Origin of the sequence: Actinoallomurus sp. CA-150999 (assembly GCF_050942425.1) — a bacterium.
GTDB lineage: Bacteria > Actinomycetota > Actinomycetes > Streptosporangiales > Streptosporangiaceae > Actinoallomurus.
The window spans coordinates 2,353,694-2,376,995 of the sequence record NZ_CP192063.1 but is presented as its reverse complement, the minus strand read 5'-3'; the positions used below and the strand labels follow the sequence as shown (position 1 = coordinate 2,376,995).

Here is a 23,302-nt window from a genome sequence, read left to right as displayed (position 1 = left end):
CGTGTGGCGCTCAGCGGGCGACGAACGCGCAGGGTGTTCCGTTGAGTCGGCAGTCGGTCGGCATCGACGGCGTGCCGGAGCCGCCGAAACGGACCTCGAGCGTCGCTCCGGGGGCGATCGGCCGTGCCGTCGCCGTACCGGTGAGGGTCGTGTCCTCGCCCTGCCGCTGGAGGACCGCGTCCCAGGTGTTGTGGATGTTGGCCCCTGGATACCGGAAGGACAGCGACCAGGACCGCATCGGCTGGGCCCCTTGGTTGGCGATCGTGACGGTGCCCTCGAAGTAGCCCGCGTCGCGCTCGACGGTGCGGTACGCGATCTGCGCCCCGGGAGGGGCGGGCTGGCGGACAGGCGGCGCGCATGACTTGCCCCCGCACGGGGCGGGATGCTTGGCGCCACCGGCGAACCCGCCGTACACCAGCAGGAATCCGGCGCCCATGAGAACAGCGCCCGCGAGGATGACGCCCACCCAGAGCGCGCGGGAGAGCGGTCTCCTCCCGGCCACGGGGGGTGCCACCGGCGGGTGCGGGCCGCCCGGCGGGTACGGGCCGCCCGGCGGCACGGGGATGCTCTCCTCCACGGTCGCCGGCGCGGCGTACGGTCGCGGCAGCGGGATGACGGGGTGCACCTGCACGTCCGTCGCCGGGACGGGCCGCGTGGCGCCCGCCTGCCTCCCGCCCGCCTCCACCGGCGCGCCGGCCTCCGAGCGCCCGGCCACCGACGGCGAGTCGGCTTCCAGGAAAGGCCCGGGAGGTGGATCCGCCGACGCCCCGGCCTCGTCCATGCGTGCCCCTGCCTCGGTCGTCGCGTCGGCCGTTGTCGATGCTCCGGCCGGCGTCGGCGTGCCGGTCGGCACCGATCCCCCGGTCGGGCCCGGAGCGTCCGTCGAGGCGCCGGCCTCGGTCCGAGGGGTGGCCGACGACGATGCGCCGGTCGTGGCGGGCTGCTCCGTAGACACCGATGATCTCGCTTCAATGGGAGTGTCGGCCGACGACGATGCCCCGGTCACCGTCGGCCGATCCGTGGTCGCTGATGCCGCCGCCTCGGTCGATGCGTCGGCGGGAGAGTACGCCTCGGCCTCGGTCGGCGGGTTCGCGGTCGTGGCGGGCCCGGCGCCGGCGGACGCGTCGGGGTCCGTGGACGGCGTTGCCTCCGGGGATCGGGCCGCCGGAGGGACGCCTTCCGGGCGCCATGGGGTGCCGACCGGAATCTCGTCGGTCACCCGCAGATGCGCGGGGACGTCCCTGTCGTCCCGTTCACCCGCCATACCCGTCGCCATGACGCCCTTTCCTACCTCGCCTACCCGTTCCGACGATCGGCGGGCCCGGTTGGTTCGGAACGTACGAGTGCCCGCGCGATCGAACTTCGCGCGGGCACTCATCGACGCGGTCAGGGTCAGGAGTCGAGCGGCCGGTCGAGGGCGCGGCAGGCGGCGAGCCGCTGCTGCCGTTCCAGCATCGCGGTGATCGACCGGACCGCCTCAGGACGCCTGGTCCGGCTGGCGTCGGCCAGCCAGTGGCTGGCCTCGGCGATCAGCCGCAGCTCGGCGTCGCGGTCGTACCGGAGCGAGCTCGGCGTACGTCGCTTGGGGGGCATGAGGCCTCTCAATCGCCGATGATCTTGTCGAAGAACATGAAGGCGCCGGCGAAGGCGACCACTCCGGCCACCACCGATGAGGCGAGCCGCCGGTCACCGAGGAAGGTGAGCGCGCCGGCCAGGACGGCGATGACGACGGAGCACAGCGCGATCAGGCCCGTGCGGACGGACAGATGCGATCCGCGCGGGGTCACGGATTCACCTGTGCCCATGCCGTCGTTCCTATGGTCACTTCGCCCGAAGGCACGTAGAGTCATGGGTGTCTTGACCTCCTTAGGGTCGGGACGTAGCGATTGCTGACGGCCTCCTGTTCCCGCAGGGGGCCGTCGCCTTTTCTGCGGCGACGACCTTGGCCGTACGTGGAGAAGTGTGGCGCTTAATGACCTTCGTCCGCCACCGATTCTCCAACCTCGCGAAAGTTTCCTGCGTCTCGCAAGTCCGTTCACAGGGGCACGAAACGCGGAACCACGTCCCTACCTGGGATCATCTTAGAAGAACAGAATTAGATTCCGAACGGTTTCATCGCCGAGAGCGAACAGCTCTTTACGATCATGACACTGCCTCATATTCGGCGAAATCCCGACATACCACCGATCTGCACGCCCATTTTGACCGTTCATTTGCACGTGCATTAGAACGTTCCCCTTCATTCGCACCCGCACTCCGCAGGACATACGGGACGACACGCGGCGCGCCAAAGCGCCCCCGGTGAGGCCGGTCGAGCGCGCCGCGAGAGGATCTACTCATGAGCGTGGTGAAGATCAACGTGCTGACCGTGCCGGAGCCGATGAAGGAAGAGCTGGAGCGCCGGTTCGCCGGGCGCGCCGGGCTGGTCGAGGAGGCCGACGGCTTCGAGGGGTTCGAGCTGCTGCGCCCGGTCGAGGGCACGGACCGCTACCTCGTCTACACGCGCTGGCGAAGCGAAGAGGACTTCCAGCGCTGGACGGAGAGCCGGGCGTTCGCGGAGGGACACGCCCAGGCCGCAGCCGACGCGGGCCACGGGCACGGACATGGACACGGGCACGGCGGTCCGGCGGCGAGCGGCGCCGAGCTCTGGTCGTTCGAGGTCGTCGAGCGGGCCGCCCCGAAGGAGTGAGAGCCCGCGCGGAATGGGCGCCGGATCGCGAGCCCGGCAGTCCATTCCGCGCCGGGCTCTAGGGCCTGTCTCGGAGTCCCCGTCCGTAGCGAGCGGTGTCCAGGTGGTGCCTCGCAAGGCGGAGGAGGGAGTCAGCCTGGTGTTGGCTGGCGACCGACGACAACGCGGCGAGGCGCCGCCTGGACACCGCGCAGTAGGACAGCGGACTTCGAGACAGGCCCTAGCCCGCCCGGCCGGGTGTCAGGACGGGTCGTAGCCCGCGCGCAGCAGGCAGTAGGTCACCGACTGCGCGAGCGCGTCCCACGAGGCGGCGATGACGTTGTCCTCGACGCCGACCGTGCCCCACTCGCCCGTGGCGTCGCTCGACTCGATGAGCACCCGGGTCCGCGCGTCGGTGCCGTGGGCGCCCTCCAGGATCCGGACCTTGTAGTCGACGAGCTCCAGGCCCGACAGCTCGGGATAGATCCGTTCCAAGGCCAGCCGCAGGGCACGGTCCAGGGCGTTGACCGGGCCGTTGCCCTCGCCGGTGGCGACGATCCGCTCCCCCTTGGCGTGCAGCTTGACCGTCGCCTCGCTGACCATCGTGCCGTCGGGCCGGCGCTCGACGATCGTGCGCCAGGACTCCACGTCGAAGTAGCGGGTGCCCGCGCCGTCGAGCTCCTCGCGCAGCAGCAGCTCGAACGACGCGTCCGCCGCCTCGAAGGTGTACCCCGCCGACTCCAGCTCCTTGACCCGGTCCACGACCTGGCGGGCCTTGTCACCGGTCAGCTCGTACCCGAGCTCCCGGCCCTTCAGCTCCACCGACGCCCGGCCGGCCATGCTGGAGATCAGCATGCGCATGTCGTTGCCGACCAGCTCCGGGTCGATGTGCTGATAGAGCATCGGGTCGACCTTGACGGCCGAGGCGTGCAGGCCCGCCTTGTGGGCGAACGCCGACATGCCGACGTACGGCTGCTGGGAGCCCGGCGCGACGTTCGTCACCTCCGAGACGGCGTGCGCGATGCGCGTCATCTCGCGCAGCTCGACGCCGAGGTCGTAGCCGCGCTTGAGCTGGAGGTTGCCGACGACCGTGAAGAGGTTCGCGTTGCCGCTGCGCTCGCCGTACCCGTTGGCGCAGCCCTGTACGTGCGTCGCCCCGGCCTTCACGGCGGCGAGGGTGTTGGCCACCGCGCAGCCGCTGTCGTCGTGGCAGTGGATGCCCAGGCGCGCGCCTGAGGCCACGACCTCGGCGACCACGTCGGCCAGCTCGTCGGGCAGCATCCCGCCGTTGGTGTCGCACAGCGCGATGACGTCGGCACCCGCCTCGGCCGCCGTCCGTACGACCTCGAGGGCGTATTTCGGGTTCGAGCGATAGCCGTCGAAGAAGTGCTCGGCGTCGAGGAAGACCCTCTGGCCCTCCGCATGCAGGTGGGAGACCGTGTCGCGGATCATCGCGAGGTTCTCCTCCAGCGTCGTGCGGAGGGCCAGTTCGACGTGCCGGTCGTGACTCTTGGCGACAAGGGTCACGACGGGCGCGCCGGATTCGCGCAGCGCGGCCACAAGAGGGTCGTCCGCGGCCTTCGCACCGGCCCGGCGGGTCGCGCCGAACGCGGCGAGCTGCGCGTTCTTCAGGTCGAGCTCGGTCTGAGCTCGCCGGAAGAATTCTGTGTCCTTGGGATTGGCGCCGGGCCAGCCGCCTTCGATGAAGCCGACCCCCAGCTCGTCGAGGCGGCGCGCGATGATCAGCTTGTCCGCCACGGTGAGGTTGAGGCCCTCCTGCTGGGCCCCGTCGCGCAACGTCGTGTCATAGACGTGGAAGCCGTCATCACGCATGAGTGCTGTCCTCTTTGTGTCTGGAATGTGCGGCGCCGCCGGAAAACAAAATGACCCCTCACGGGACGTGAGAGGTCTGCGCGCCGGCGGTGTGTGAACGTCTAGGTGCCGGCGCGCCAGCCGATAATCACCAGGCTGATGCGCATGATGGCACCGAGTCTGCCACACGCTCGCGCCGATGGACACATCCATCTCACCATCCGAGACACACCTCGACCACCAGTGCAGTAGCGAGGGGTTTGCGGCCACGAATCGATCCAACGATCGGCCGAATCACCTGCACACGGAGACTTTGTCGACTACTCTCCGCCACCATATGGATACTTTGCATTACTATCGAGAACTCGGCGAACGCTGGCCGGACCGCAAGATCGAGATCATCGGCGGCCGAATCGTGGTTAGAGAAGGACCTACCATTGATCATGCTGAGGTCATCTTTCAGCTGCTGCTCCAACTGATGCCGTTCGTCGCTGAACGCGCATGGGAGATCTGGCAGGACGTCGCGCTCTTCCTCGGTCCGCAGGTCGACCGATACCGCCCCGATCTGCTCGTCGTGCCGCCGGATCCGCCCAAGTGGGGCGACGACCACGTCTTCGGCAACGCCACCCACCTCGTCGTCGAAGTCGTCTCCAAGAGCAGTGTCCGCGACGACCACGAGATCAAGCCCCGGACCTGCGCGCGCGGCGGAGTCCCGCTGTACCTCGTGGTCGACGCCTTCGCGGGCAAGGCACGGCTGCTGAGCCGCCCTGGCAAGGACGGGTACGGGCACGAGGTGGACGTGAAGCTCGGCGAGCCGCTGGATCTCCCGGCCCCCTGGGAGCTCACCCTCGACACCGCCCCGCTGACGGCGTGATCGAACCGGCGCCCTGCACGTCCCCACGTGCGACATCGGCGGGTCGCTGACCTGATCGAGGGCGCGTCTCCCGGTGGGAGGCGCGCCCTCGCCGTGTCCGGCGTCAGGCGAGCTTGTGGATCCAGCCGTACGGGTCGGGGCGGTCGCCGTACTGGATGCCGACGAGCTCCTCGCGGAGGCGCATCGTGACCGGGCCGGGCTCGCCGGAGCCGACGAGCCACTCGTCCTTGGCGCTCTTGACCCGGCCGACCGGCGTGATCACTGCGGCGGTGCCGCACGCGAAGACCTCGGTGAGTTCGCCGGAGGCGTTGCCCTCCCGCCACTGATCCGTGGAGATGCGCCCCTCTGAGGCCGGGACGCCGAGGTCGGGGGCGAGCTTGAGCAGGGAGTCACGCGTGATGCCGGGGAGCAGCGTGCCGGTGAGGCCGGGCGTCATGACGCGGGCGTCCGCGCCGGAGCCGTACACGAAGAAGAGGTTCATGCCGCCCATCTCCTCGACCCAGCGGTGCTCGTTCGCGTCGAGCCACACGACCTGGTCGCAGCCCTCCTGGACGGCCTGGGCCTGGGCGACGAACGCGGCGGCGTAGTTGCCGCCGCACTTGGCGGCGCCGGTGCCGCCGGGGGCGGCCCGGGTGTACTCCTCCGACAGCCAGACCGACACCGGCTTGATCCCGCCGGTGAAGTACGACCCGGACGGCGAGGCGATGACGATGAACAGGTACGACGAGGACGGGCTGTTCACACCGAGGCCGCGCTGGGTCGCGATGATGAAGGGACGCAGGTAGAGGCTGTGCCCCTCCTGGGCCGGCACCCAGTCGCGATCGGCGTCGACCAGCAGCTCCAGGGACCGGACGAACGTCTCCTCCGGGAGCGTCGGCATCGCCATCCGCTCGCAGGAGGCGTTGAAGCGCGTGGCGTTCGCGTACGGGCGGAAGGCGACAATCGACTCGTCGGCCCGGCGGTAGGCCTTCAGACCCTCGAACAGCTCCTGGGCGTAGTGGAAGACCGCGGTCGCCGGATCGAGCGTCAACGGGGCGTACGCCTCAAGGCGCGCGTCATGCCAGCCGTGCTCCGCGTCCCACCGAATGGTGATCATGTGGTCCGTGAAGGTCTGGCCGAAGCCCGGGTTCTCCAGCAGTCGTTCGCGCTCGTCCGCCGGCGTGCGGTGGTCGGAGAGCCGGATGTCGAACTCGATGGTCATCTGACGTCCTCTCGCGGTGCGGCCTCTTCGCCGCTCCGTACTCATTGTCGCCTTTTGTCGCCTTCAAGTCTCCTTTGCTCACGGCAGCCCAAAACGGGCGCGCCGTGGGGCGCGCCCGGAGGGTTTCCCTGGGGAAAGGCGCGCCCTAGCCGGATACTCGCTCGGCGATGTCGTCGCCCGCCTCGCGCGTGGATCGCGCGGCCCAGGCGCCCTGGCGCTCGATGAGGTCGTCGGCGACGGCCTGCTCCACCTTGCGGGCCTCGGCGGCCAGGCCGAGGTGGTCGAGGAGCAGGGCGACGGAGAGGATGGTCGCGGTCGGGTCGGCCTTGCCCTGACCCGCGATGTCGGGGGCGCTGCCGTGGACCGGCTCGAACATGCTCGGCGCCGCACCCGTGGGGTTGATGTTGCCGCTGGCGGCCAGGCCGATGCCGCCGGCCACCGCCGCGCCCAGGTCGGTGATGATGTCGCCGAACAGGTTGTCGGTGACGATCACGTCATAGCGCTCGGGCTGCGTCACGAAGAACATCGTGGCGGCGTCGACGTGGGAGTAGTCGACCTCGATGTCCGGGTAGTCCTTCGCCACGGCGTCGACCGTGCGCGACCACAGGTCGCCCGCGTAGACCAGGACGTTGTTCTTGTGGACGAGGGTGAGCTTCTTGCGCGGGCGGCGGGCCGCCTGCTCGAAGGCGTAACGCACGACGCGCTCGACGCCGAACGCGGTGTTGAGGCTCTCCTGCGTCGCGACCTCGTGCGGCGTGCCCTTGCGGAGCACCCCGCCCGCACCGGCGTACAGGCTCTCGGTGCCCTCCCGCACGACCAGCATGTCGATGTCCTCGGGCCGGGTGTCGGCGAGCGGCGTCACCACGCCCGGGTAGAGCCGGACCGGGCGCAGGTTGACGAAGTGGTCGAGCTCGAACCGCAGCCGGAGCAGCAGGCCGCGCTCCAGCACGCCGCTGGGCACGGTCGGGTCGCCGATGGCGCCCAGCAGGATGGCGTCGTGCTCGCGGATCTCCGCCAGCGCGGAGTCCGGAAGCGTCTCGCCGGTCTTGTGCCAGTGGGTCGCGCCGAGGTCGTACGCCGTCTGCTCGATCTTGAGGCCGAGCGCGTCGAGGACCTTGAGGCCCTCGGCGACGACCTCGGGGCCGATGCCGTCGCCCGGAACGACGGCCAGGCGGATGCTGCGGGAAGCCATGCCTGTACCTTAGCGGGTCGTCTCATCCCATGAGAAGTCGTCTCAAATTATGGGCGTTTTCCGCCCATGCCCTGGATGCCGCCGTACGACCCCGGCGCGCCGTACGGCCCGGGGACGTTGCCGGCTCCGGCGATGGCCCGGTCGAACACCAGGGCGCGTGCGGTCGCCAGGCCTGTGGCCAGCGCGCCCAGGACGACCGCGTCGTCGCCGAGTGGGGACACCTCGACGCGCGGTGGCCCGAGGGGCGTCATGGTCTCGAGCCGGTCGCGCACCTCGTCGAGCAGGACGTCGGCGCCGTGACCGCCGATGCCGCCGCCGAGGACGATCAGCTCGGGGTCGAACAGCGCGATCACCCCGGCCAGCGCGTGGGCGACGTGGTCGGCCTCTCGCGCCACCGCCTGGACCGCCGTCGGCTCGCCGTCGCGCGCCTCGTCGAACACCCGCTTGGCGGTGATCTCTCCGGTCATGCCGAGCCGCCGGGCCGTGGCGACCACCCCGGTCGCCGAGGCGACCGCCTCGAGCATGCCGTGCCGCCGGGAGTCCGCCACGCGGGCGACCGGGTCGGCCTCCCCCATCGGCAGGAACGCGATCTCGCCGGCCGCGCCGCGCGCGCCGCGGTACAGGCGGCCGTCGATGATGATCCCCATGCCGATGCCGGTGCCGATCGACACGTAGACGAAGTGCCGCAGCCCGGCGCCGAGCCCGTAGCCCTGCTCGCCGAGCGCGGCCAGGGCGATGTCGTTCTCGATCGCGAACGGCGCGGGCAACCGCTCGGCGAGCTTCGCGGTGACGCCCGGGGTGTTCCAGCCGGGGATGTTCGGCGCGAGATGAAGGCGTTCGTTCTCGACGTCGTGCACGCCGGGCGTGCCGAGCACGATGTTGGTGATCTCCCCGCCGGCCGCCGCGGCGAGGCCGTCGACGATCTCGCTGAGCTGGCCGATCAGCTCGGTCGCGCCTCCGGCCCGCGCGGGGACGTCCTCCCGTACGACGATCTCGCCGCCGAGGTCGACCAGGGCGGCGCGCACCCACTGGCGGCCGACGTCGATGCCGATGACCCACCCGGCCTCCGGCCGGATCTCATAGAGCAGCGCCGCCCGCCCGGCGTTGCCGGTCCGGTGGCCGACCGGACGGACCAGCCCGGCCCGCTCCAGGTCGGCCAAGGCCAGCGAGATCGTGGGCTTGGACAGCCCGGTCTCCTCGGCGAGCTGCGGTCGTGACACCGGCCCGAGCAGCCGGATCCGCTCGTACACCGCACGCTCGTTCATGATGCGCAACACGCTGGTGGTGTTGGCCGTCTCCCCGCCGCTGGGCACGTTCATCCTCTCGCCGTACGCTGCACAACAGAGTGTCACATGCGATCGAGGACTTGATTTGTTAGGGAGGCTCTCTTACATTCTCCCCAAACGCCGCTGACCAGGCAGGAAGCCGAGATAGCGCCACGAAAGGGAGTGGAGACCATGACGTCTCCCACGGCACCGGGGTTCGAGCGACGCCTCGGGCTGTTCCAGGCCACCACCGTCAACATGACCCAGATGTGCGGCATCGGGCCGTTCGTCACGATCCCCGCCATGATCAGCGCCCTGCAGGGCCCGCAGGCCATGTTCGGCTGGCTGATCGGGGCGATCATCGCGGTCGCGGACGGCCTCGTGTGGGCCGAGCTCGGCGCCGCGATGCCCGGCGCCGGCGGAACGTACCTCTACCTGCGTGAGGCGTTCCAGTACCGTACGGGCCGCCTGATGCCATTCCTGTTCGTCTGGTCGGCGGTGCTGTTCATCCCGCTGATCATGTCGACCGGGGTGATCGGGCTGGTGCAGTACGCCGGGTACCTGTGGCCCGCGCTCGTCCACGGCAAGGGCCTGTCGACCCTCGGCCACGTGGTCGGGGTCGGCGTCGTCGGCCTGGTCGTCCTCGCGCTGTACCGGCGGATCGGCGACATCGGGAAGATGACCTCGATCTTCTTCGTCGTCATGCTGGTCTCGGTGCTCGGCGTGATCGTCGCGGCGTTCACCCACTTCCACTCCGACCTGGCCTTCGGCTTCCCGCACGACTCGGGCTCGAAGTTCTTCAGCGGCCTGGGCGCGGGCCTGGTCATCGCGATCTACGACTACCTCGGCTACAACACCAGCGCCTACCTCGGCGCGGAGGTGCGCGACCCGGGACGGGTGATCCCCCGCTCGATCATCTACGCCATCCTCGGCATCATGGGGCTGTACTTCCTGCTCCAGATGGGCGTGCTCGGGGTCGTGCCCTGGCAGGAGGCGAAGGACTCCAGCTCCGTGGCCTCCCTGGTGCTGGAACGCACCTGGGGTAAGGGCGTCGCTCAGGTCTTCACGGTAGGGATCATCATCACGGCGTTCGCGTCGATCTTCGCCGGGCTGCTCGGCGGCTCGCGCGTGCCCTACAACGCGGCGCGCGACAAGGTCTTCCTCCCGTGGTTCCGGCGGCTGCACCCGCGTCTGCACTTCCCCACCGTCGGCCTGTACGCGATGGGCGTCGTCACGGCGATCGGCTCGCTGTTCACCCTCACCGACGTGATCAGCATGCTCACCGCGGTGTTCGTGCTCGTGCAGTCGGTGGCCCAGATCGCCGCCGTCACCGTGCTGCGGATCCGCCGGCCGGACATGCCCCGCCCGTACAAGATGTGGCTGTACCCGCTGCCCAGCCTCGTCGCCCTCGCCGGCTGGATCTACATCTACCAGGCGGCCGGGCTCAAGCCGATCCTGCTCTCGGTGGCCTGGCTCGCCGCCGGCGTCATCGCCTACCTGGCCTGGGCCCGCGCCGAGGGGGCCTGGCCGTTCGGTCACGAGGAGATCCACGAGGGCTTCGCCGAGCATCCCGGGCAGGCCTCCGCATGACGATGGACGGTACGTCGGTCGGCGAGTTCGTGCTCGGGATCGACTTCGGGGGGACCAAGGTGGCGCTCGCGACGGCGAGCGCCACCGGAGAACCGGTGAAACGCACGCGCCTGGCGACACACGCCGCCGACGGCGCCAAGGAGGTGGTGCGCCGGGTACTCGACGCGGCGCACGACCTCATCGCGGGCACGCCCGGCCGCCTCGTCGCGGCCGGCGTGTCCACGTTCGGGGTGATCCGCGAGGGCCGGGTGCGCCTCGCGCCCAACGTCCCCGGCTGGGAGGACCTCCCGCTGCCCGCCCTGCTCCAGGACGGACTCGGCGTCCCCGCGGTCCACGTCGACAACGACGTCAACGCGGCGGCCGTCGCCGAACTGCGCTGGGGCCGGCTCCAGGGGACCGACGTGGGCCTCTACGTCAACCTGGGCACCGGCACCGGCGCGGCCATCGTGGTGGGCGGCAAGGTCGTCCCCGGCACGCACGGCGCGGCCGGCGAGATCGGGTACCTGCTGCGCGAGCCCGGCGAGCCTGGCTACACGGACGGGCGCGCGCCGCTCGAGGAGTACACCTCCGGGAGCGGGCTGGCAGCCCGCGGATCCGCGCTGCTCGGCGAGCAGATCACGGCCGAGGAACTCTTCGCCCGGGGGGACGAGCCCGCGGTGAAGGCGCTGCTCGACGACGCCGGCGCGGCGGTGGGGATGGCGGTGGCCAACCTGACGATCTTCCTCGACCCCGAACGCGTCGTCGTCGGCGGCGGGATGGCCGAGGTGTTCCTGCCCGCCCTCCGCGCCGCGATCGCCCGCGCGACGCCGTTCCCGCCGCCGGTCGACGCCGCGCGCTTCGTCGACGACGCCGCGCTGATCGGCGCCCTCGCCCTCGGCGTCGAGGCCTCCTGACCCGGCCCGGTCGCGTACGGCCGGCGCGGGCCGGTTCCTTGCGGGCACCTGCCACCGACGCGCTCCGGCCGCCGCGGTCGGCGAGGCGAACGGCCTGGCGCGCGGCGACCGGCCTCATACGGCGGACGCGGGCCGGTTCCTTACGGACACCTGCCACCGACGCGCTCCGGCCGCCGCGGTCGGCGAGGCGAACGGCCTGGCGCGCGGCGACCGGCCTCATACGGCGGACGCGGGCCGGTCTCCTACGGGATCACGCGCCTACGGGCGCTCGCGGAAGGGCGGGCGCCCGTAGGGCGAAGGATCAACGACCGGCGGCGCCGCCGTTGTCACGGCGGTCCAGCGCGGTCTGAACGGCTCGGGCAGCCTCTTCGGCGACCTCGTCGGCGGGGGTCCAGGCGGGAGTGGCATCCATGGGATTCGTCTCCGTAAAAGGTGTCAAGGACGGATCAAATGGGACTCACGGCCAGCGGCGGACTCCGCGGCGGGTCGCCGGCCTGCCCAAGATCAGGCCCCGCCGCGGCAGCGAAGAATGAGTACGAAGCGCCGCATGACCTTTTCGACGCTACCCGCCGATCCCCATTCTGTCTCGCCTCTCGGCCGGGAATCTCACATATCAAGACGCTTTACCGAGCAGGCGCCCAGGACCTCGTCTTTCTTCGGGTCCTCCCTCGACGAAGAATCTTCCTTTCAGGCCGGCCGGGCCTCATGGTCGAGGTCGACGCGACGTCCCTGGTCGGCGCCTATCTCCTCGGTGATCGCGTCGACGAGATCGGGAGTGAGCGCCGAGTCGACGGTCAGCGCGATCAGAGCCCGGCCGCCCTTCTCGTGCCGGCCCACCTGCATCCCGGCGATGTTGACGCCCGCGTCGCCGAGCAGCCGGCCCACCACGCCGACCATCCCGGGCCGGTCGGTGTAGGTGAAGAAGCCCATGTGCGCGGCCGGCGCGATCTCCATGACGTAGCCGTTCACCTCGACGATCCGCTCGACGTGCCGTGGCCCGCTCAGCGTCCCGGACACCGACACGGTCGCGCCGTCGGCCATCGTGCCGCGCAGCGTCAGGAGGTTGCGCCAGTCGGGGCTCTCCTCGCTCGTGGTCAGCGTCACCTCGACGCCCCGGGCGCGCGACAGCAGGGGCGCGTTGACGTACGTCACCGCCTCCTCGACCACGTCCGTGAACGCGCCCTTCAGCGCGGCCAGCTCCAGCACCTTCACGTCGTGCCGGGTGATCTCACCGCGCGCCTCCACCTCGAGGCGTACGGGCAGACCGCCGGCGAGCGCGGTGAAGATCCGTCCGAGCTTCTCCGCGAGCGGCAGCGCGGGTTTGACGTCCTCGGCGACGACCCCGCCGCGGACGTTGACCGCGTCCGGCACGAACTCGCCCGCGAGCGCCAGCCGCACCGAACGCGCCACCTGGGTGCCCGCCTTCTCCTGTGCCTCGTGGGTGCTCGCCCCGAGGTGCGGGGTGACCACGACGTTGTCGTGCTGGAAGAGCGGGCTGTCCGTGCACGGCTCGGTGCCGAACACGTCCAGGGCCGCTCCCGCGACGCGTCTCTCCTTGAGTGCCAGGTCGAGGGCGTTCACGATGCCGCCCCGGGCGGCGTTGACGATCCGTACGGACGGCTTGACGAGCCGCAGCTCCCGGTCGCCGATGAGGCCGATCGTCTCAGGGGTCTTCGGCAGGTGCACGGAGATGAAGTCGCTGGCGCGCAGCAGCTCGTCGAGCGGGACGAGCCGCGCGCCGAGCTGCGCCGCACGCGCCGCCTGGACGTACGGGTCGAAGGCGATGACCTGCATGCCAAAGGCCGCGAGCCGCTGCGCGACGAGCACGCCGATGCGGCCGAGGCCGAGGATCCCCATGGTCTTGTCCTGCAGTTCCACCCCCGTGTACGCGGCGCGTCGCCACTCGCCGCGCTGGAGGGCGGCGTGCGCCTGCGGAACGTTCCGGGCGGTCCCCAGCAGCAGCGCGATCGCGTGCTCGGCCGCGGTGACGATGTTCGAGGTCGGCGCGTTGACGACCATGACGCCGGCCCGGGTCGCCGCCTCGACGTCGACGTTGTCGAGGCCGACGCCGGCGCGGGCGACGACGCGCAGCCGGGGCGCGGCGGCCAGCACGGCGGCGTCGACCGTCGTCGCGCTGCGGACGATCAGGGCGTCCGCGTCGGCCACCGCGGCGACGAGCGCGGCGCGATCGGCGCCGTCGACGCGGCGGAGCTCGAAGTCGGGCTCCAGCAGCGCCAGACCGGCGGGCGAGAGCTCTTCGGCGATCAGGACCACAGGCCTTCTCACGGGCACGACCCCCTGCGCAGGTTGCACGGTACGGGGACGCGATCCGCCCGAGGCGTGACCCTCGCCCTCCGCGACTTTAGTAATGCCCGGTGTATCCGCCAATGAGATCTGGTGAATAGGCGTTGCCTTGGCCGGGTTCGGCCCATCAGGTGTCCCGCACGCACTAATGTCGGGCGCATGGCAAACGGAAACCCGACGCTGGCGGACGTGCTCGCCACGCGCGGTGAACCTGAGGAAATCCTGCGCGCGCTCGTGGACGGCGGGGTCCTCATCGTGACCAACCCGGACGGCTCCGTCCTGGTGGGACAGCTCGAGGATGAGACCGTCGCGCTCGCCGCGTTCACCCGCCCCGAGGCGTACAGCGAGAAGTCCGAAAGCGAAGAGTTTCAGCACGCCGACGCCGCCCTCCTGCTGGAGATCGCCCGCAGTGGCGAGGTCCAGGCCCTGGTGATCGACCCGGAGAGCGACGACGCCGCTCTGATCCCGTTCAGCGACGTGCAGGGCTACCTCGTCACCCAGGGCATGGGCGTCGACGAGGACGTCGAGGTGGCATTCCGCGCCAGCGAGCACGAGCTCGTCCCGCACCTCAAGGAAGGCGTCGCCGAGCGGCTGCCGGACTTCCCCGCGGTCGAGCGCGTGTGGATCTCCGATGTCCGGATGCCGAGCGGCGTCGAGGGCATCATGCTGCACGTCGTCATCTCCGAGGGCGCCGACCCGCAGCTCGCCAATGATCTTCTCCAGGCCACGATGGAGAAGCTGCCGGCCAGTGACGTTCCGGTGTTCGCGCACGTCGCGGACGACGAGAGCGAGGAGTTCCTCGCCGAGATGGACGCCGCCGTCGTACGCCGCTGAGCCCTTCCTCAGCCGTGGGCTCCCGGCCGGACGAGACCGTTCTCATAGGCGTACACCACCGCGTGAACGCGATCGCGCAGACCCAGCTTGTCCAGGACGTGGGCGAGGTGGGTCTTGACGGTCGTCTCGGCGATGAACAGCGCCCGGGCGATCTCCGTGTTGGTCCGGCCGGCGACCACGAGATCGAAGACCTCGCGTTCGCGCGCGCTCAGCCGGGCGAGGGCGACCGGCGGCCGTGCCGGGACGCGCGTCCGGTCGGTGAACGCCTCGATCAGCGGCCTGGTCACCGCCGGTGAGATGAGCGCGCCGCCGTTGGCGGCGGACCGCACCCCCAGCAGGAGTTCCTCCGGCATCGCGTGCTTGAGCAGGAAGCCGCAGGCGCCCGCGCGAAGGGCGTCATAGACGTACTCGTCCAGGTCGTAGGTGGTCAGGATGACGACGTGCGGCGCGCGCCCGGGCGGGCCGGTGGCGATCCGGCGGGTCGCCTCGATACCGTCCATGACCGGCATCCTGATGTCCATCAGGACCACGTCCGGTGCCGTCTCGCGAGTACGCGCCACCGCGTCGGCGCCGTTGGCCACCTCCGCGACCACGGTGAGATCGGGCTGGCCGCCGACCAGCGCGACCAGCCCCGCGCGGACCATCGCCTGATCGTCCGCCACCAGCACGGTGATCCGCCGTCCCGGCGTCATGATCGGTCCTCCCGGAGAACGTAGGGAAGCGCCGCCGTCATCGTGAACCCGCCGTCCCGGTGTCATCGTCGGTCCTCCCGGGGAACGTAGGGAAGCGTCGTGGACCCGCCGTCCCGGTGTCATCGTCGGTCCTCACGGGGAACGTAGAGAAACGCGGCCGTCATCGTGAACCCGCTGTCCCGGCGTCATCGTCGGTCCTTCCGGGGAACGTAGGGAAGCGTCGCCGTCACCGTGAAGCCGCCGTCCGTGGGCGAGGCGCGCAGGCTTCCGCCGACCGCCTCCGCCCGTTCGCGCATGCCGAGCAGTCCCCGGCCTCCCGTGCCCGGCCGGCCGCCCCTCCGCGCCCGATCCGATGGGCCGTTGATGATCTCGAGAGCGAGCCGGTCGTCGAGGTAGCGCAGCGTCACGAGGGTCGGGGCGCCCGGCGCGTGCCGGGCCACGTTCGTCAGCGACTCCTGGACGATGCGGTACGCCGAGAGCTGCAGGCCGGGACTCAGCTCGCGGACGCTCCCCGTCACCTTCAGGTCGGCCGGGACGCCGGCCTCGCGGGCACCGGCCAGGAGCGTGCCGATCTCGGCCAGGGAGGGCACCGGTCGGCGCGGCGCGCCGCCGGTCTCGTCGTCCCGCCGCAGCGTGCCGAGCAGGTGGTTCAGCTCGTTCAGCGCCTCGCGGGACAGGCTCTCCACCGTGGCGAGCGCCTCCAGCGGCGGCGATCCGTTCAGCCGGGCGGCCCCGGCCTGCACGGTGATCGCCGAGAGCTGGTGCGCGAGCACGTCGTGCAGTTCGCGGGCGATTCTGGTGCGCTCGGCCAGGTGCGCCGCCTCGACGGCGGAGGCGGCCTCGGCCCGCCGCGCGGTGGCCGCGTCGCCGACCAGGAACGCCGCGCCGAGGAGCGCGAACGGCAGCCCGGCCACGCGGTGCAGGTTGAGCGCCACCGCGATGACGGCCCCGGTCACCAGGCAGATCCGGCCGAGCCACCGCGCGTACCTTCGCGCTCCCGTGTCGTACGCGCCCACGCCGTACGCCGCCACCAGCACCGCCGCGAACGCCGCGATGACGTTCTGCCGCAGTGCGGCGCGGACGGCGAGCGCGCCACCTGTGATCAGGAGCACCGGGACCGGGAACCGCCGCCGCCACAGCAGAGGAACGGAGGCGGCCAGTTCCAGGCCGAGGTAGCCGAGGACGACCGGGGTCGCGGGGACGTGCGTGGCCGGTTTCCACCACCAGGGCACGTCCGGCGCGCCCCAGACGAACAACGCCGCCGCGACGAGGACGTCGACCCGCCGTGTCGTCACGACCGGACCGGGCATGGCTCCCTCCCCGCCGTAGGACGCGCCGGCGCCCCACGGGACGATCTCATCAGTTCACATCGGAGCGGCGGAACGCCAGAGCGGCGGCGAGCGCACCGGCCACGAAGGTCGCGGCCAGGCCGGCGAGTCCGGCGAGCGGACCCGGCGATCCGCCGGCGTCCGGGATGAACCGCGACCAGAAGTTGTCCGGCAGGGTGGTGACCGAGCCGAGCCCGGCGGCGAAGCCCATCCATGCCTGCACCCAGGTCGCGGGCGTCCAGCGACCGGTGCCGGACAGTCCGGCCAGGGCCAGCATCGTGATGAAGATCCCGGCGGTGGCCGCCATCGTCCCGACCGAGCCGCGCGTGAGGACGGCGGCGAGCAGCCCGACGACGGCGAACACCGCCAGGACCGGCAGCGCGCGGCCGCACTGGGCGGCCGAGTGGCGCAGCTCGGCGGCCACCGAGGCGTTCGGATGAGGCAGGTGGTAGGCCCAGACGAGGATGGGGCCCGCCACCGCGAGCGCCGCCCAGCAGGCGGCGACGACGCCGACGGCGGCCAGCCACAGGCTCACGAGCTTGGCGGCGAGCACCCGGCCGCGGTGCCCGCACCGGGCCAGCACGGTCTTCAGCGTCCGGCCCGACCACTCGCCCCCGATGTGACCGCCGGCCAGCAGGGCGACGGCCAGCACCCCGGGCAGCGACGCCATGAGCCCGGCCGCCTCAGCGCCCGCGGCCGCCGGATCGAGCCGCGCGGCGGTCCGTCGCGCGTCCTCGATCCGGCGCGCGTGCCGGAGCTCGGCCCGGGCTCGCGCGCTCGTCTTCGCGACCGCGCACGCCGGTCCGTCCGGCATCCCCATCGACGCGCACGACGGCGGGGCGGAGCCCGTGTCGCGGGCGTCTCCCGCGGCGTTGGACGCGGCGCCGACGGCCAGCAGCACGCAGAACAGCATGGCCGCGAACACCACGCCGTACAGCAGGGGCCGGTTCAGCTTGCGCAGTTCAGCGCGGAGCGGTCGCATCGGCGGCCTCCTCGGCGACGGTCAGGGTCAGCTTGCGCAGCTCAACGTGGAGCGGTCGCATCGGCGGCCTCCTCGGCGACGGTCAGGGTCAGCTCGCGCAGCTCAACGCGGAGCGGTCGCACCGGTGACCTCCTCGGCGACGGTCAGGGTCAGGAAGGCCTCCTCCAGGCCGGGGCGTTCGACGAGGATCTGGCGGGCCCACACGCCGGCGTTCCCGAGCGCCTGGTTGACGGCGCGGCCGTCGGTGCCCTCGACCAGCAGTGCCTCGGGCCCGTCGGTCCGCAGCGTCCGGCCCGCCAGGGCCTCCCGGGCGCGATCCAGGTCGGTCTCGTCGAGCACGATCCGCAGCCGCCGCCGTACGGTGGACAACCCGGCGACCGGCCCTTGCTCGACCAGGCGCCCGTGGTTCATCACCGCGACGCGATCGCAGACCTGTTCGACCTCCGCGAGCAGGTGGCTCGACAGGAACACCGTTGTCCCGTCGTCCGCGAGGGACCGCAGCAGCGCCCGAAACTCCCGGATGCCCGCCGGGTCCATTCCGTTGGTCGGCTCGTCCAGCACGAGCAGGACCGGATCGGCCAGCAGCGCCGCGGCGAGCCCCAGCCGCTGCCGCATGCCCTGGGAGTACGCCTTGACCTTCCGGTCGGCGACGGCGGACAGGCCGACCCGTTCCAGGGCCGCGCCGACCGCGTCGGGGCGGGGCGGAGGCGGCCCGTGCAGGGCCACGACCTCCAGGTTGCGGCGGCCGGTCAGCCACGGGTAGAACGCCGGCTCCTCGATCATCGCGCCGACCCGGGCCAGTCCGTCCGGGTCGGGGAGCCGCCGCTCGTTCACCCAGGCGTGGCCCGCCGTCGGTGTGACGAGCCCGAGCAGCATCCGCATCGTCGTCGTCTTGCCCGAGCCGTTCGGACCGAGGAAGCCGAAGACCTGACCGGCGTCGACCGTGAGATCCAGCCGGTCGACCGCCACCGTGGCACCGTACCGCTTGGTCAGCCCCGCACATCGGATCACCCGCATGGGACCGACCGTAGGGAGCCGCGTGCGTGGCGTCCTCCTCCTGAGGACGCAACCGCGCCTCATCCAATCGACGACACCGGTGCTCGGCCCCCGGGTTCCGGCCCCGGGCGCGGAGCGTCCGCGTCGTCGAACGGGCGAGGCCGGGATCGGCCGCCGGCACGAGGACGGCGCGCCCCGCGTTTCCTAGCGTCATGCGTCATGAGACGCGCGATTCCCGCCCTCGCCGCCGCGGCGGTCCTGCTCACCGCGTGCTCGGGAACCTCCGGCACGGACCCCGACGCGGGCGAGGCCAGCCCGCATCCACGCCCCACGTGGGCGTTCTACCGTCCGCCGGTCCCCCTGCCGAGGCGAGCGCCCGGCACCCTGATCCGCAGCGAACCGGTCGCCGCGCCGACCGGGGCCCGTGGCCGGCGGATCCTGTACCACTCGCGCGGCACGGATGGCAGGGACATCGCGGTCTCCGGCTCGGTGTTCGTGCCCGGAGGCAGACCGCCGGCCGGAGGATGGCCGGTCGTCGCCTGGGCGCACGGAACGACGGGACTGGGCGACTCCTGTGCGCCGTCGACCGACCCGTACCCGCTCGGGGGGATCGAGGACGGCCCGGCGCTCCTGGCCGCCGGGTACGCCATCGTCTCCACCGACTACGAGGGCCTGGGCACCCCCGGCCCCCATCCGTACCTCGTCGGGCCGAGCGAGGCGCGATCCGTGCTGGACGCCGTCCGTGCCGCCGCCCGCCTGCCGGGGGACGGTCTCGGCCGGTCCTTCGTGGCCTTCGGCCACTCACAGGGCGGGCACGCCGTGCTGTTCACCGGCGAGTTCGCGGCGTCGTACGCGCCCGACCTGCGTCTGCTCGGCGTCGCCGCGGCGGCGCCGCCGATCGACCTGACGGCGCTGGCGCGTCACGTCACCGATCTCGACTACGGCACCGGACGGCTCGTCGAGGTGGCCGCCGGTCACAGCGCGGCCGACCCGGCCGCCCGACTGGACTCGATCATGACGCCGGCCGGCCGGGCGGGCCTGAAGGTCCTCGAGGCGGGCTGTGACGACGACGTGATCGGGGCGTACGCGAGACTGCCCGCGCGGGCCGTGTTCACGAAGGACCCGCGCACGACGCCCCCGTGGTCCACCGGCCTGGTCCGCGACAGCGTCGACGCGCTTCCCCGCGGCGTTCCGCTCCTCATCCTGCAGGGCGGACGCGACCCGATCATTCCGGCGAAGATCACGGAGGCGGCCGTCCACCGGATGTGCAGTCGCGGAGACGTCGTCGCCTACCGGGTCTACCCGCGCGCCTTCCACAACGTCGTGCCGTCGGCCGCGTCGGACCTGAACGCCTGGATCACGGCGCGCTTCCACGGCGCACCCCCGCCGAACGACTGCCGCTGACAGGGACCGCACCCGGCCGCCGATCCGAGTCGGTCCGGCGGCCATCCGCACGACGAGTGGCCGCCCACGCGACCGAGGTCGCGCAGGCGGCCGCCGTACGGTCGATCAAGCGGCCGCGCGCGTCGCGGTTCGGGCCAGCACGCTGGTGACCGCGCCGGTGTCGGCGATGTACACGTGCGGCACGTCGACGAAGACGCGCATCGTCCCCGCCGGAAGGCCCACCGCCCCGGCCACCTCCAGCTGTACCGCACGCAGCGGAAGATAGTTGAGATAGCTCGTGAAGGCGTTCTGGGACCGGAACGTCGCCGTCATCGAGACCCGGCGGTCCCGGATCCGGAACGCCAGGGCCGCCAGGCAGGGCACGGCGTCCTGACGCTCGCCCGGGACCGTCAGCGAGATCCAGCCGCTCTTGGTCCACGGACGTGTCAGCAGCAGTTCTGTCACCCAGCCGAGCTGATCGACGCCGCGCAGGTCGCGCAGCCGCGCGCCGTAGCTGTACTTGAACGGCGGTGTGACGTCGGTCCGCGTGAATTTCGCCGTGTACCGGGCGACGGCCTCCGCGTCGCCGTGCGCCCGGATGATCGGGTCGTCCCAGCCGAGGGCCGCGATCTCGAACAGCCGCGGCGGTGCCTCGATGACCGGCCCGCGGTCGTCGAGGCCCGCCTCGCCCGTCGTCCACACGTGCCGCATGAGGCCGATCCACGCCTCCCCGCACGTGAGCCAGCGTTCCACCTCAGGACTCCACGGAGGGGAAGCCGAACGGGTTGGCCGGCTCTCTCCCCCGGCGCCGGGCCGCGCCCATGCGGATGTGGTAGACGAGGAACAGGAGCGTGGCGGTGACCGCGATCCAGACGGTCACCACGATCGGGGTCGGCCGGGCGCCCGAGAGGCCGAGCAGCCCGATCGAGATGTAGGCCGCGTCGACGATCGCGAGCCCGATCGCGGTGACGCCGGGACCGGACGTCGGCGCGAAGGCCTCGGGGTAGGCCGGGTCGACCGGGAGGTTCGGCGCCCAGCCCACCTCGCGGAAGTGGTCGCGCAGCTCTTCGACGTACAGCAGCCGGAAGTTGTTCATCGCCCGCGCCGTCCGCAGGTGCCGGGAGGTCGCCTCGATGAGGCGCAGGTACGGCAGGACGCCCATCGCCCCGAAGATCGCCGTCAGGGCGAAGACGTACGGGGGGATGCGATGCCAGGAGGTCAGCGCCGCCGGGTCGAGCACCTTGGCGCTCGCCAGGGCGACCACCGCGCCGAACGGCGCGGCCAGCAGGCTCATGGCCAGCCTGAGCATCTTCAGGCGTTCTTCCGAGGCGGCCAGGTAGACCTGGTAGATCCCGCCGAAGTCGGTCGCAAGGAGTTGTACGAATTGTGTGGGGTCGATGTCGGCCCGGTCGCGGTGTGCCCGCAGGTCCGTCCGCGGCGTTCCTAAGCCTGTCTTACGCATGAGCCCTTCCCGCTCTCGCGCCTCAGGGCGCGACTCCACACCCTCGCGGCCCAATGGAGTCGAAACCGCCCATTCCGCCGCGTTCAGTATCCTCCCTCCCGCAGCCGGTCGGTGCCGAAATCCGATTGAGGCGCGACCCAAAGAGGGATTCGAAGCATTGTTTTACGGAGTGTTAAGCACCGTGGACAAGGCCCGCGCGGTTGCCGAATTTCACGCCTGGAAAAAGCGACGCCCCGGCCGTGCGAACGCACGTGCCGGGGCGAGCCGTCGAACCGCCGGGTCAGTCCTGGAGCCAGGACATCATCGGGCGGAGCTTGGCGCCGGTCTGCTCGATCGGGGAGTTCTGCTCCTCCTCGCGGCGCTTGAGGAAGTTCGGCCGGCCGGCGTCGAACTCCTCGACGAGCTCCTTGGTGAAGGAGCCGTCCTGGATCTCCTTGAGGATCTTGCGCATCTCCTCGCGGGTCTGGTCGGTGATGATGCGCGGGCCGCGGGTGTAGTCGCCGAACTCCGCGGTGTCGGAGATCGAGTAACGCATCCGCGACAGGCCGCCCTCGTACATGAGGTCGACGATGAGCTTCATCTCGTGCAGGCACTCGAAGTAGGCGGCCTCGGGCTGGTAGCCGGCCTCGACGAGGGTCTGGAAGCCCGCCTTGATGAGCTCGGAGACGCCGCCGCAGAGCACGGCCTGCTCGCCGAACAGGTCGGTCTCGGCCTCCTCGGTGAAGGTGGTCTTCAGCGCGCCCGGACGGGTGCCGCCGATGGCCTTGGCGTACGAGAGGGTGAGCGGCCAGGCGTTGCCGCTGGCGTCGCGCTCGACGGCGACGAGCACCGGCACGCCGCGGCCCTCGGTGTACTGGCGGCGGACGAGGTGGCCCGGGCCCTTCGGCGCGACCATGGCCACGTCGACACCCTCAGGCGGCTCGATGAGGCCGTAGCGGATGTTGAGGCCGTGGCCGAAGAACAGCGCGTCGCCCTCGACCAGGGACGGGGCGACCGCCGTCCGGTAGACCTCCCGCTGCAGGTGGTCCGGGATCAGCACCATCGTGAGGTCGGCCTCCTCACAGGCCTCCTCCGGGGTGACGACGCGCAGGCCGTCGTTCTCGGCCTTCTCGCGGCTCTTGGACTCCTTCGGAAGGCCGACGCGCACGTCGACACCGGAGTCGCGGAGCGAGAGCGCGTGCGCGTGCCCCTGGCTGCCGTATCCGAGCACCGCCACGTGACGGCCCTGGATGACGCTCAGGTCGGCGTCGTTGTCGTAGTAGATCTCAGCCACTTGCCTTTGCCTTGCCTCTCTGAAATTTCACGCGCTGCGCTCGATGGCGCGCAACGAGCGGTCGGTGATGGAGCGGGCGCCACGGCCGATGGCCACCATGCCCGACTGCACCAGTTCCTTGATACCGAACGGCTCCAGGACCCTGATCAGGGCCTCCAGCTTGTCCCTGCTTCCGGTGGCCTCGACCGTGACCGCGTCCGTGGCCACGTCGACGACCTTCGCACGGAAGAGCTGGACGGTCTCCAGGACCTGAGAGCGCGTCTCCGCGTCGGCCCGGACCTTGATCAGCACCAGCTCGCGCTGCACCGACGCCGACGAGTCCAGCTCGACGATCTTGATGACGTTGACCAGCTTGTTCAGCTGCTTGGTGACCTGCTCCAGCGGGAGCTCCTCGACGTTGACGACGATCGTCATCCGGGAGATGTCCGGATGCTCCGTCGTCCCGACGGCGAGGGAGTCGATGTTGAATCCACGCCGGGAGAACAGCGCGGCGACCCGGGCGAGGATGCCCGGTTTGTTCTCGACGAGGACGGAAAGCGTGTGCCTGCTCATG

At 71.3% G+C, this 23,302-nt stretch carries 22 protein-coding genes; 6 read left to right on the top strand and 16 right to left on the bottom strand.

Going from position 1 to position 23,302, the window contains the following annotated elements; translation table 11 throughout:
• Positions 1 to 10: 10 nt before the first annotated feature.
• From ACQP2O_RS11260 to ACQP2O_RS11250, 3 genes are all read right to left on the bottom strand, one after another.
• Positions 11 to 955: a cellulose binding domain-containing protein gene (locus tag ACQP2O_RS11260; protein ID WP_433182535.1), complete on the bottom strand. Its 945-nt coding sequence runs from the start codon at positions 953 to 955 to the stop codon at positions 11 to 13.
• Positions 956 to 1,392: 437 nt separating this feature from the next.
• Complete coding sequence (locus ACQP2O_RS11255) at positions 1,393 to 1,593, bottom strand: hypothetical protein (RefSeq protein ID WP_360887418.1); 201 nt, start codon at positions 1,591 to 1,593, stop codon at positions 1,393 to 1,395.
• Positions 1,594 to 1,601: 8 nt separating this feature from the next.
• Positions 1,602 to 1,805 (bottom strand): hypothetical protein, encoded by a 204-nt coding sequence (locus ACQP2O_RS11250; RefSeq protein ID WP_433182532.1) that lies wholly within the window; start codon positions 1,803 to 1,805, stop codon positions 1,602 to 1,604.
• A 533-nt stretch (positions 1,806 to 2,338) separates the two neighbouring features.
• Here ACQP2O_RS11250 and ACQP2O_RS11245 point away from each other — a divergent pair.
• Complete coding sequence (locus tag ACQP2O_RS11245) at positions 2,339 to 2,689, top strand: antibiotic biosynthesis monooxygenase family protein (RefSeq protein ID WP_433182529.1); 351 nt, start codon at positions 2,339 to 2,341, stop codon at positions 2,687 to 2,689.
• 240 nt (positions 2,690 to 2,929) lie between these two features.
• Here the strand turns inward: ACQP2O_RS11245 and cimA are convergent, their stop codons facing one another.
• Positions 2,930 to 4,501, bottom strand: a complete 1,572-nt coding sequence (gene cimA, locus ACQP2O_RS11240; protein WP_433182526.1) for a citramalate synthase — start codon at positions 4,499 to 4,501, stop codon at positions 2,930 to 2,932.
• A gap of 316 nt (positions 4,502 to 4,817) precedes the next feature.
• Between cimA and ACQP2O_RS11235 the strand changes: the two genes are divergently transcribed.
• The gene (locus tag ACQP2O_RS11235; protein WP_433182523.1) at positions 4,818 to 5,354 is read left to right on the top strand and encodes a Uma2 family endonuclease; all 537 of its coding nucleotides are present in this window, start codon (positions 4,818 to 4,820) and stop codon (positions 5,352 to 5,354) included.
• A 103-nt stretch (positions 5,355 to 5,457) separates the two neighbouring features.
• Here the strand turns inward: ACQP2O_RS11235 and ACQP2O_RS11230 are convergent, their stop codons facing one another.
• From ACQP2O_RS11230 to ACQP2O_RS11220, 3 genes are all read right to left on the bottom strand, one after another.
• Entirely contained in the window at positions 5,458 to 6,555 is a 1,098-nt protein-coding gene (locus ACQP2O_RS11230; RefSeq protein ID WP_433182520.1) for a branched-chain amino acid aminotransferase, read from the bottom strand.
• A 145-nt stretch (positions 6,556 to 6,700) separates the two neighbouring features.
• Complete coding sequence (locus tag ACQP2O_RS11225; protein ID WP_433182517.1) at positions 6,701 to 7,747, bottom strand: 3-isopropylmalate dehydrogenase; 1,047 nt, start codon at positions 7,745 to 7,747, stop codon at positions 6,701 to 6,703.
• 47 nt (positions 7,748 to 7,794) lie between these two features.
• Positions 7,795 to 9,066, bottom strand: a complete 1,272-nt coding sequence (locus ACQP2O_RS11220; RefSeq protein ID WP_433182514.1) for an ROK family protein — start codon at positions 9,064 to 9,066, stop codon at positions 7,795 to 7,797.
• Positions 9,067 to 9,204: 138 nt separating this feature from the next.
• Between ACQP2O_RS11220 and ACQP2O_RS11215 the strand changes: the two genes are divergently transcribed.
• A complete protein-coding gene (locus ACQP2O_RS11215; RefSeq protein ID WP_433182511.1) occupies positions 9,205 to 10,602 on the top strand; it encodes an APC family permease in 1,398 nt (465 codons plus the stop codon).
• Positions 10,599 to 11,495, top strand: coding sequence for an ROK family protein (locus tag ACQP2O_RS11210; RefSeq protein ID WP_433182508.1), 897 nt, complete (start codon positions 10,599 to 10,601; stop codon positions 11,493 to 11,495). Before ACQP2O_RS11215 ends, ACQP2O_RS11210 begins: the two co-directional genes overlap by 4 nt.
• Positions 11,496 to 12,182: 687 nt before the next feature.
• On the opposite strand, the gene serA is transcribed toward ACQP2O_RS11210, so the two are convergent.
• Positions 12,183 to 13,781 carry a phosphoglycerate dehydrogenase gene (gene serA / locus ACQP2O_RS11205; protein WP_433182505.1) on the bottom strand — a complete coding sequence of 533 codons (1,599 nt, stop codon included), beginning with the start codon at positions 13,779 to 13,781 and terminating at the stop codon, positions 12,183 to 12,185.
• Positions 13,782 to 13,958: 177 nt separating this feature from the next.
• Here serA and ACQP2O_RS11200 point away from each other — a divergent pair, with 177 nt between their 5' ends.
• Positions 13,959 to 14,633 (top strand): hypothetical protein, encoded by a 675-nt coding sequence (locus ACQP2O_RS11200; protein WP_433182502.1) that lies wholly within the window; start codon positions 13,959 to 13,961, stop codon positions 14,631 to 14,633.
• A gap of 8 nt (positions 14,634 to 14,641) precedes the next feature.
• Here the strand turns inward: ACQP2O_RS11200 and ACQP2O_RS11195 are convergent, their stop codons facing one another.
• The 4 genes from ACQP2O_RS11195 to ACQP2O_RS11180 form a co-directional block, all read right to left on the bottom strand.
• Positions 14,642 to 15,325, bottom strand: coding sequence for a response regulator (locus ACQP2O_RS11195; RefSeq protein WP_433182499.1), 684 nt, complete (start codon positions 15,323 to 15,325; stop codon positions 14,642 to 14,644).
• 185 nt (positions 15,326 to 15,510) lie between these two features.
• Complete coding sequence (locus ACQP2O_RS11190) at positions 15,511 to 16,635, bottom strand: sensor histidine kinase (protein WP_433182496.1); 1,125 nt, start codon at positions 16,633 to 16,635, stop codon at positions 15,511 to 15,513.
• A gap of 49 nt (positions 16,636 to 16,684) precedes the next feature.
• Positions 16,685 to 17,635 carry an ABC transporter permease subunit gene (locus ACQP2O_RS11185; protein ID WP_433182493.1) on the bottom strand — a complete coding sequence of 317 codons (951 nt, stop codon included), beginning with the start codon at positions 17,633 to 17,635 and terminating at the stop codon, positions 16,685 to 16,687.
• A 102-nt stretch (positions 17,636 to 17,737) separates the two neighbouring features.
• Positions 17,738 to 18,652, bottom strand: a complete 915-nt coding sequence (locus ACQP2O_RS11180) for an ABC transporter ATP-binding protein (protein WP_433182490.1) — start codon at positions 18,650 to 18,652, stop codon at positions 17,738 to 17,740.
• A 198-nt stretch (positions 18,653 to 18,850) separates the two neighbouring features.
• Here ACQP2O_RS11180 and ACQP2O_RS11175 point away from each other — a divergent pair, with 198 nt between their 5' ends.
• Positions 18,851 to 20,035: a lipase family protein gene (locus tag ACQP2O_RS11175; protein ID WP_433182487.1), complete on the top strand. Its 1,185-nt coding sequence runs from the start codon at positions 18,851 to 18,853 to the stop codon at positions 20,033 to 20,035.
• 105 nt (positions 20,036 to 20,140) lie between these two features.
• Here the strand turns inward: ACQP2O_RS11175 and ACQP2O_RS11170 are convergent, their stop codons facing one another.
• The 4 genes from ACQP2O_RS11170 to ilvN all read right to left on the bottom strand — a co-directional run bounded on the left by ACQP2O_RS11170 (position 20,141) and on the right by ilvN (position 23,301).
• On the bottom strand, positions 20,141 to 20,767 hold the full coding sequence (locus ACQP2O_RS11170) for a thymidylate synthase (RefSeq protein WP_433182484.1): 627 nt from the start codon (positions 20,765 to 20,767) through the stop codon (positions 20,141 to 20,143).
• A gap of 1 nt (position 20,768) precedes the next feature.
• Positions 20,769 to 21,476 carry a hypothetical protein gene (locus ACQP2O_RS11165; protein ID WP_433182481.1) on the bottom strand — a complete coding sequence of 236 codons (708 nt, stop codon included), beginning with the start codon at positions 21,474 to 21,476 and terminating at the stop codon, positions 20,769 to 20,771.
• Between the two features lie 280 nt (positions 21,477 to 21,756).
• A complete protein-coding gene (gene ilvC / locus ACQP2O_RS11160) occupies positions 21,757 to 22,740 on the bottom strand; it encodes a ketol-acid reductoisomerase (RefSeq protein WP_433190988.1) in 984 nt (327 codons plus the stop codon).
• Between the two features lie 36 nt (positions 22,741 to 22,776).
• Positions 22,777 to 23,301 (bottom strand): acetolactate synthase small subunit, encoded by a 525-nt coding sequence (ilvN, locus tag ACQP2O_RS11155; protein WP_345357370.1) that lies wholly within the window; start codon positions 23,299 to 23,301, stop codon positions 22,777 to 22,779.
• Position 23,302: the final 1 nt, after the last annotated feature.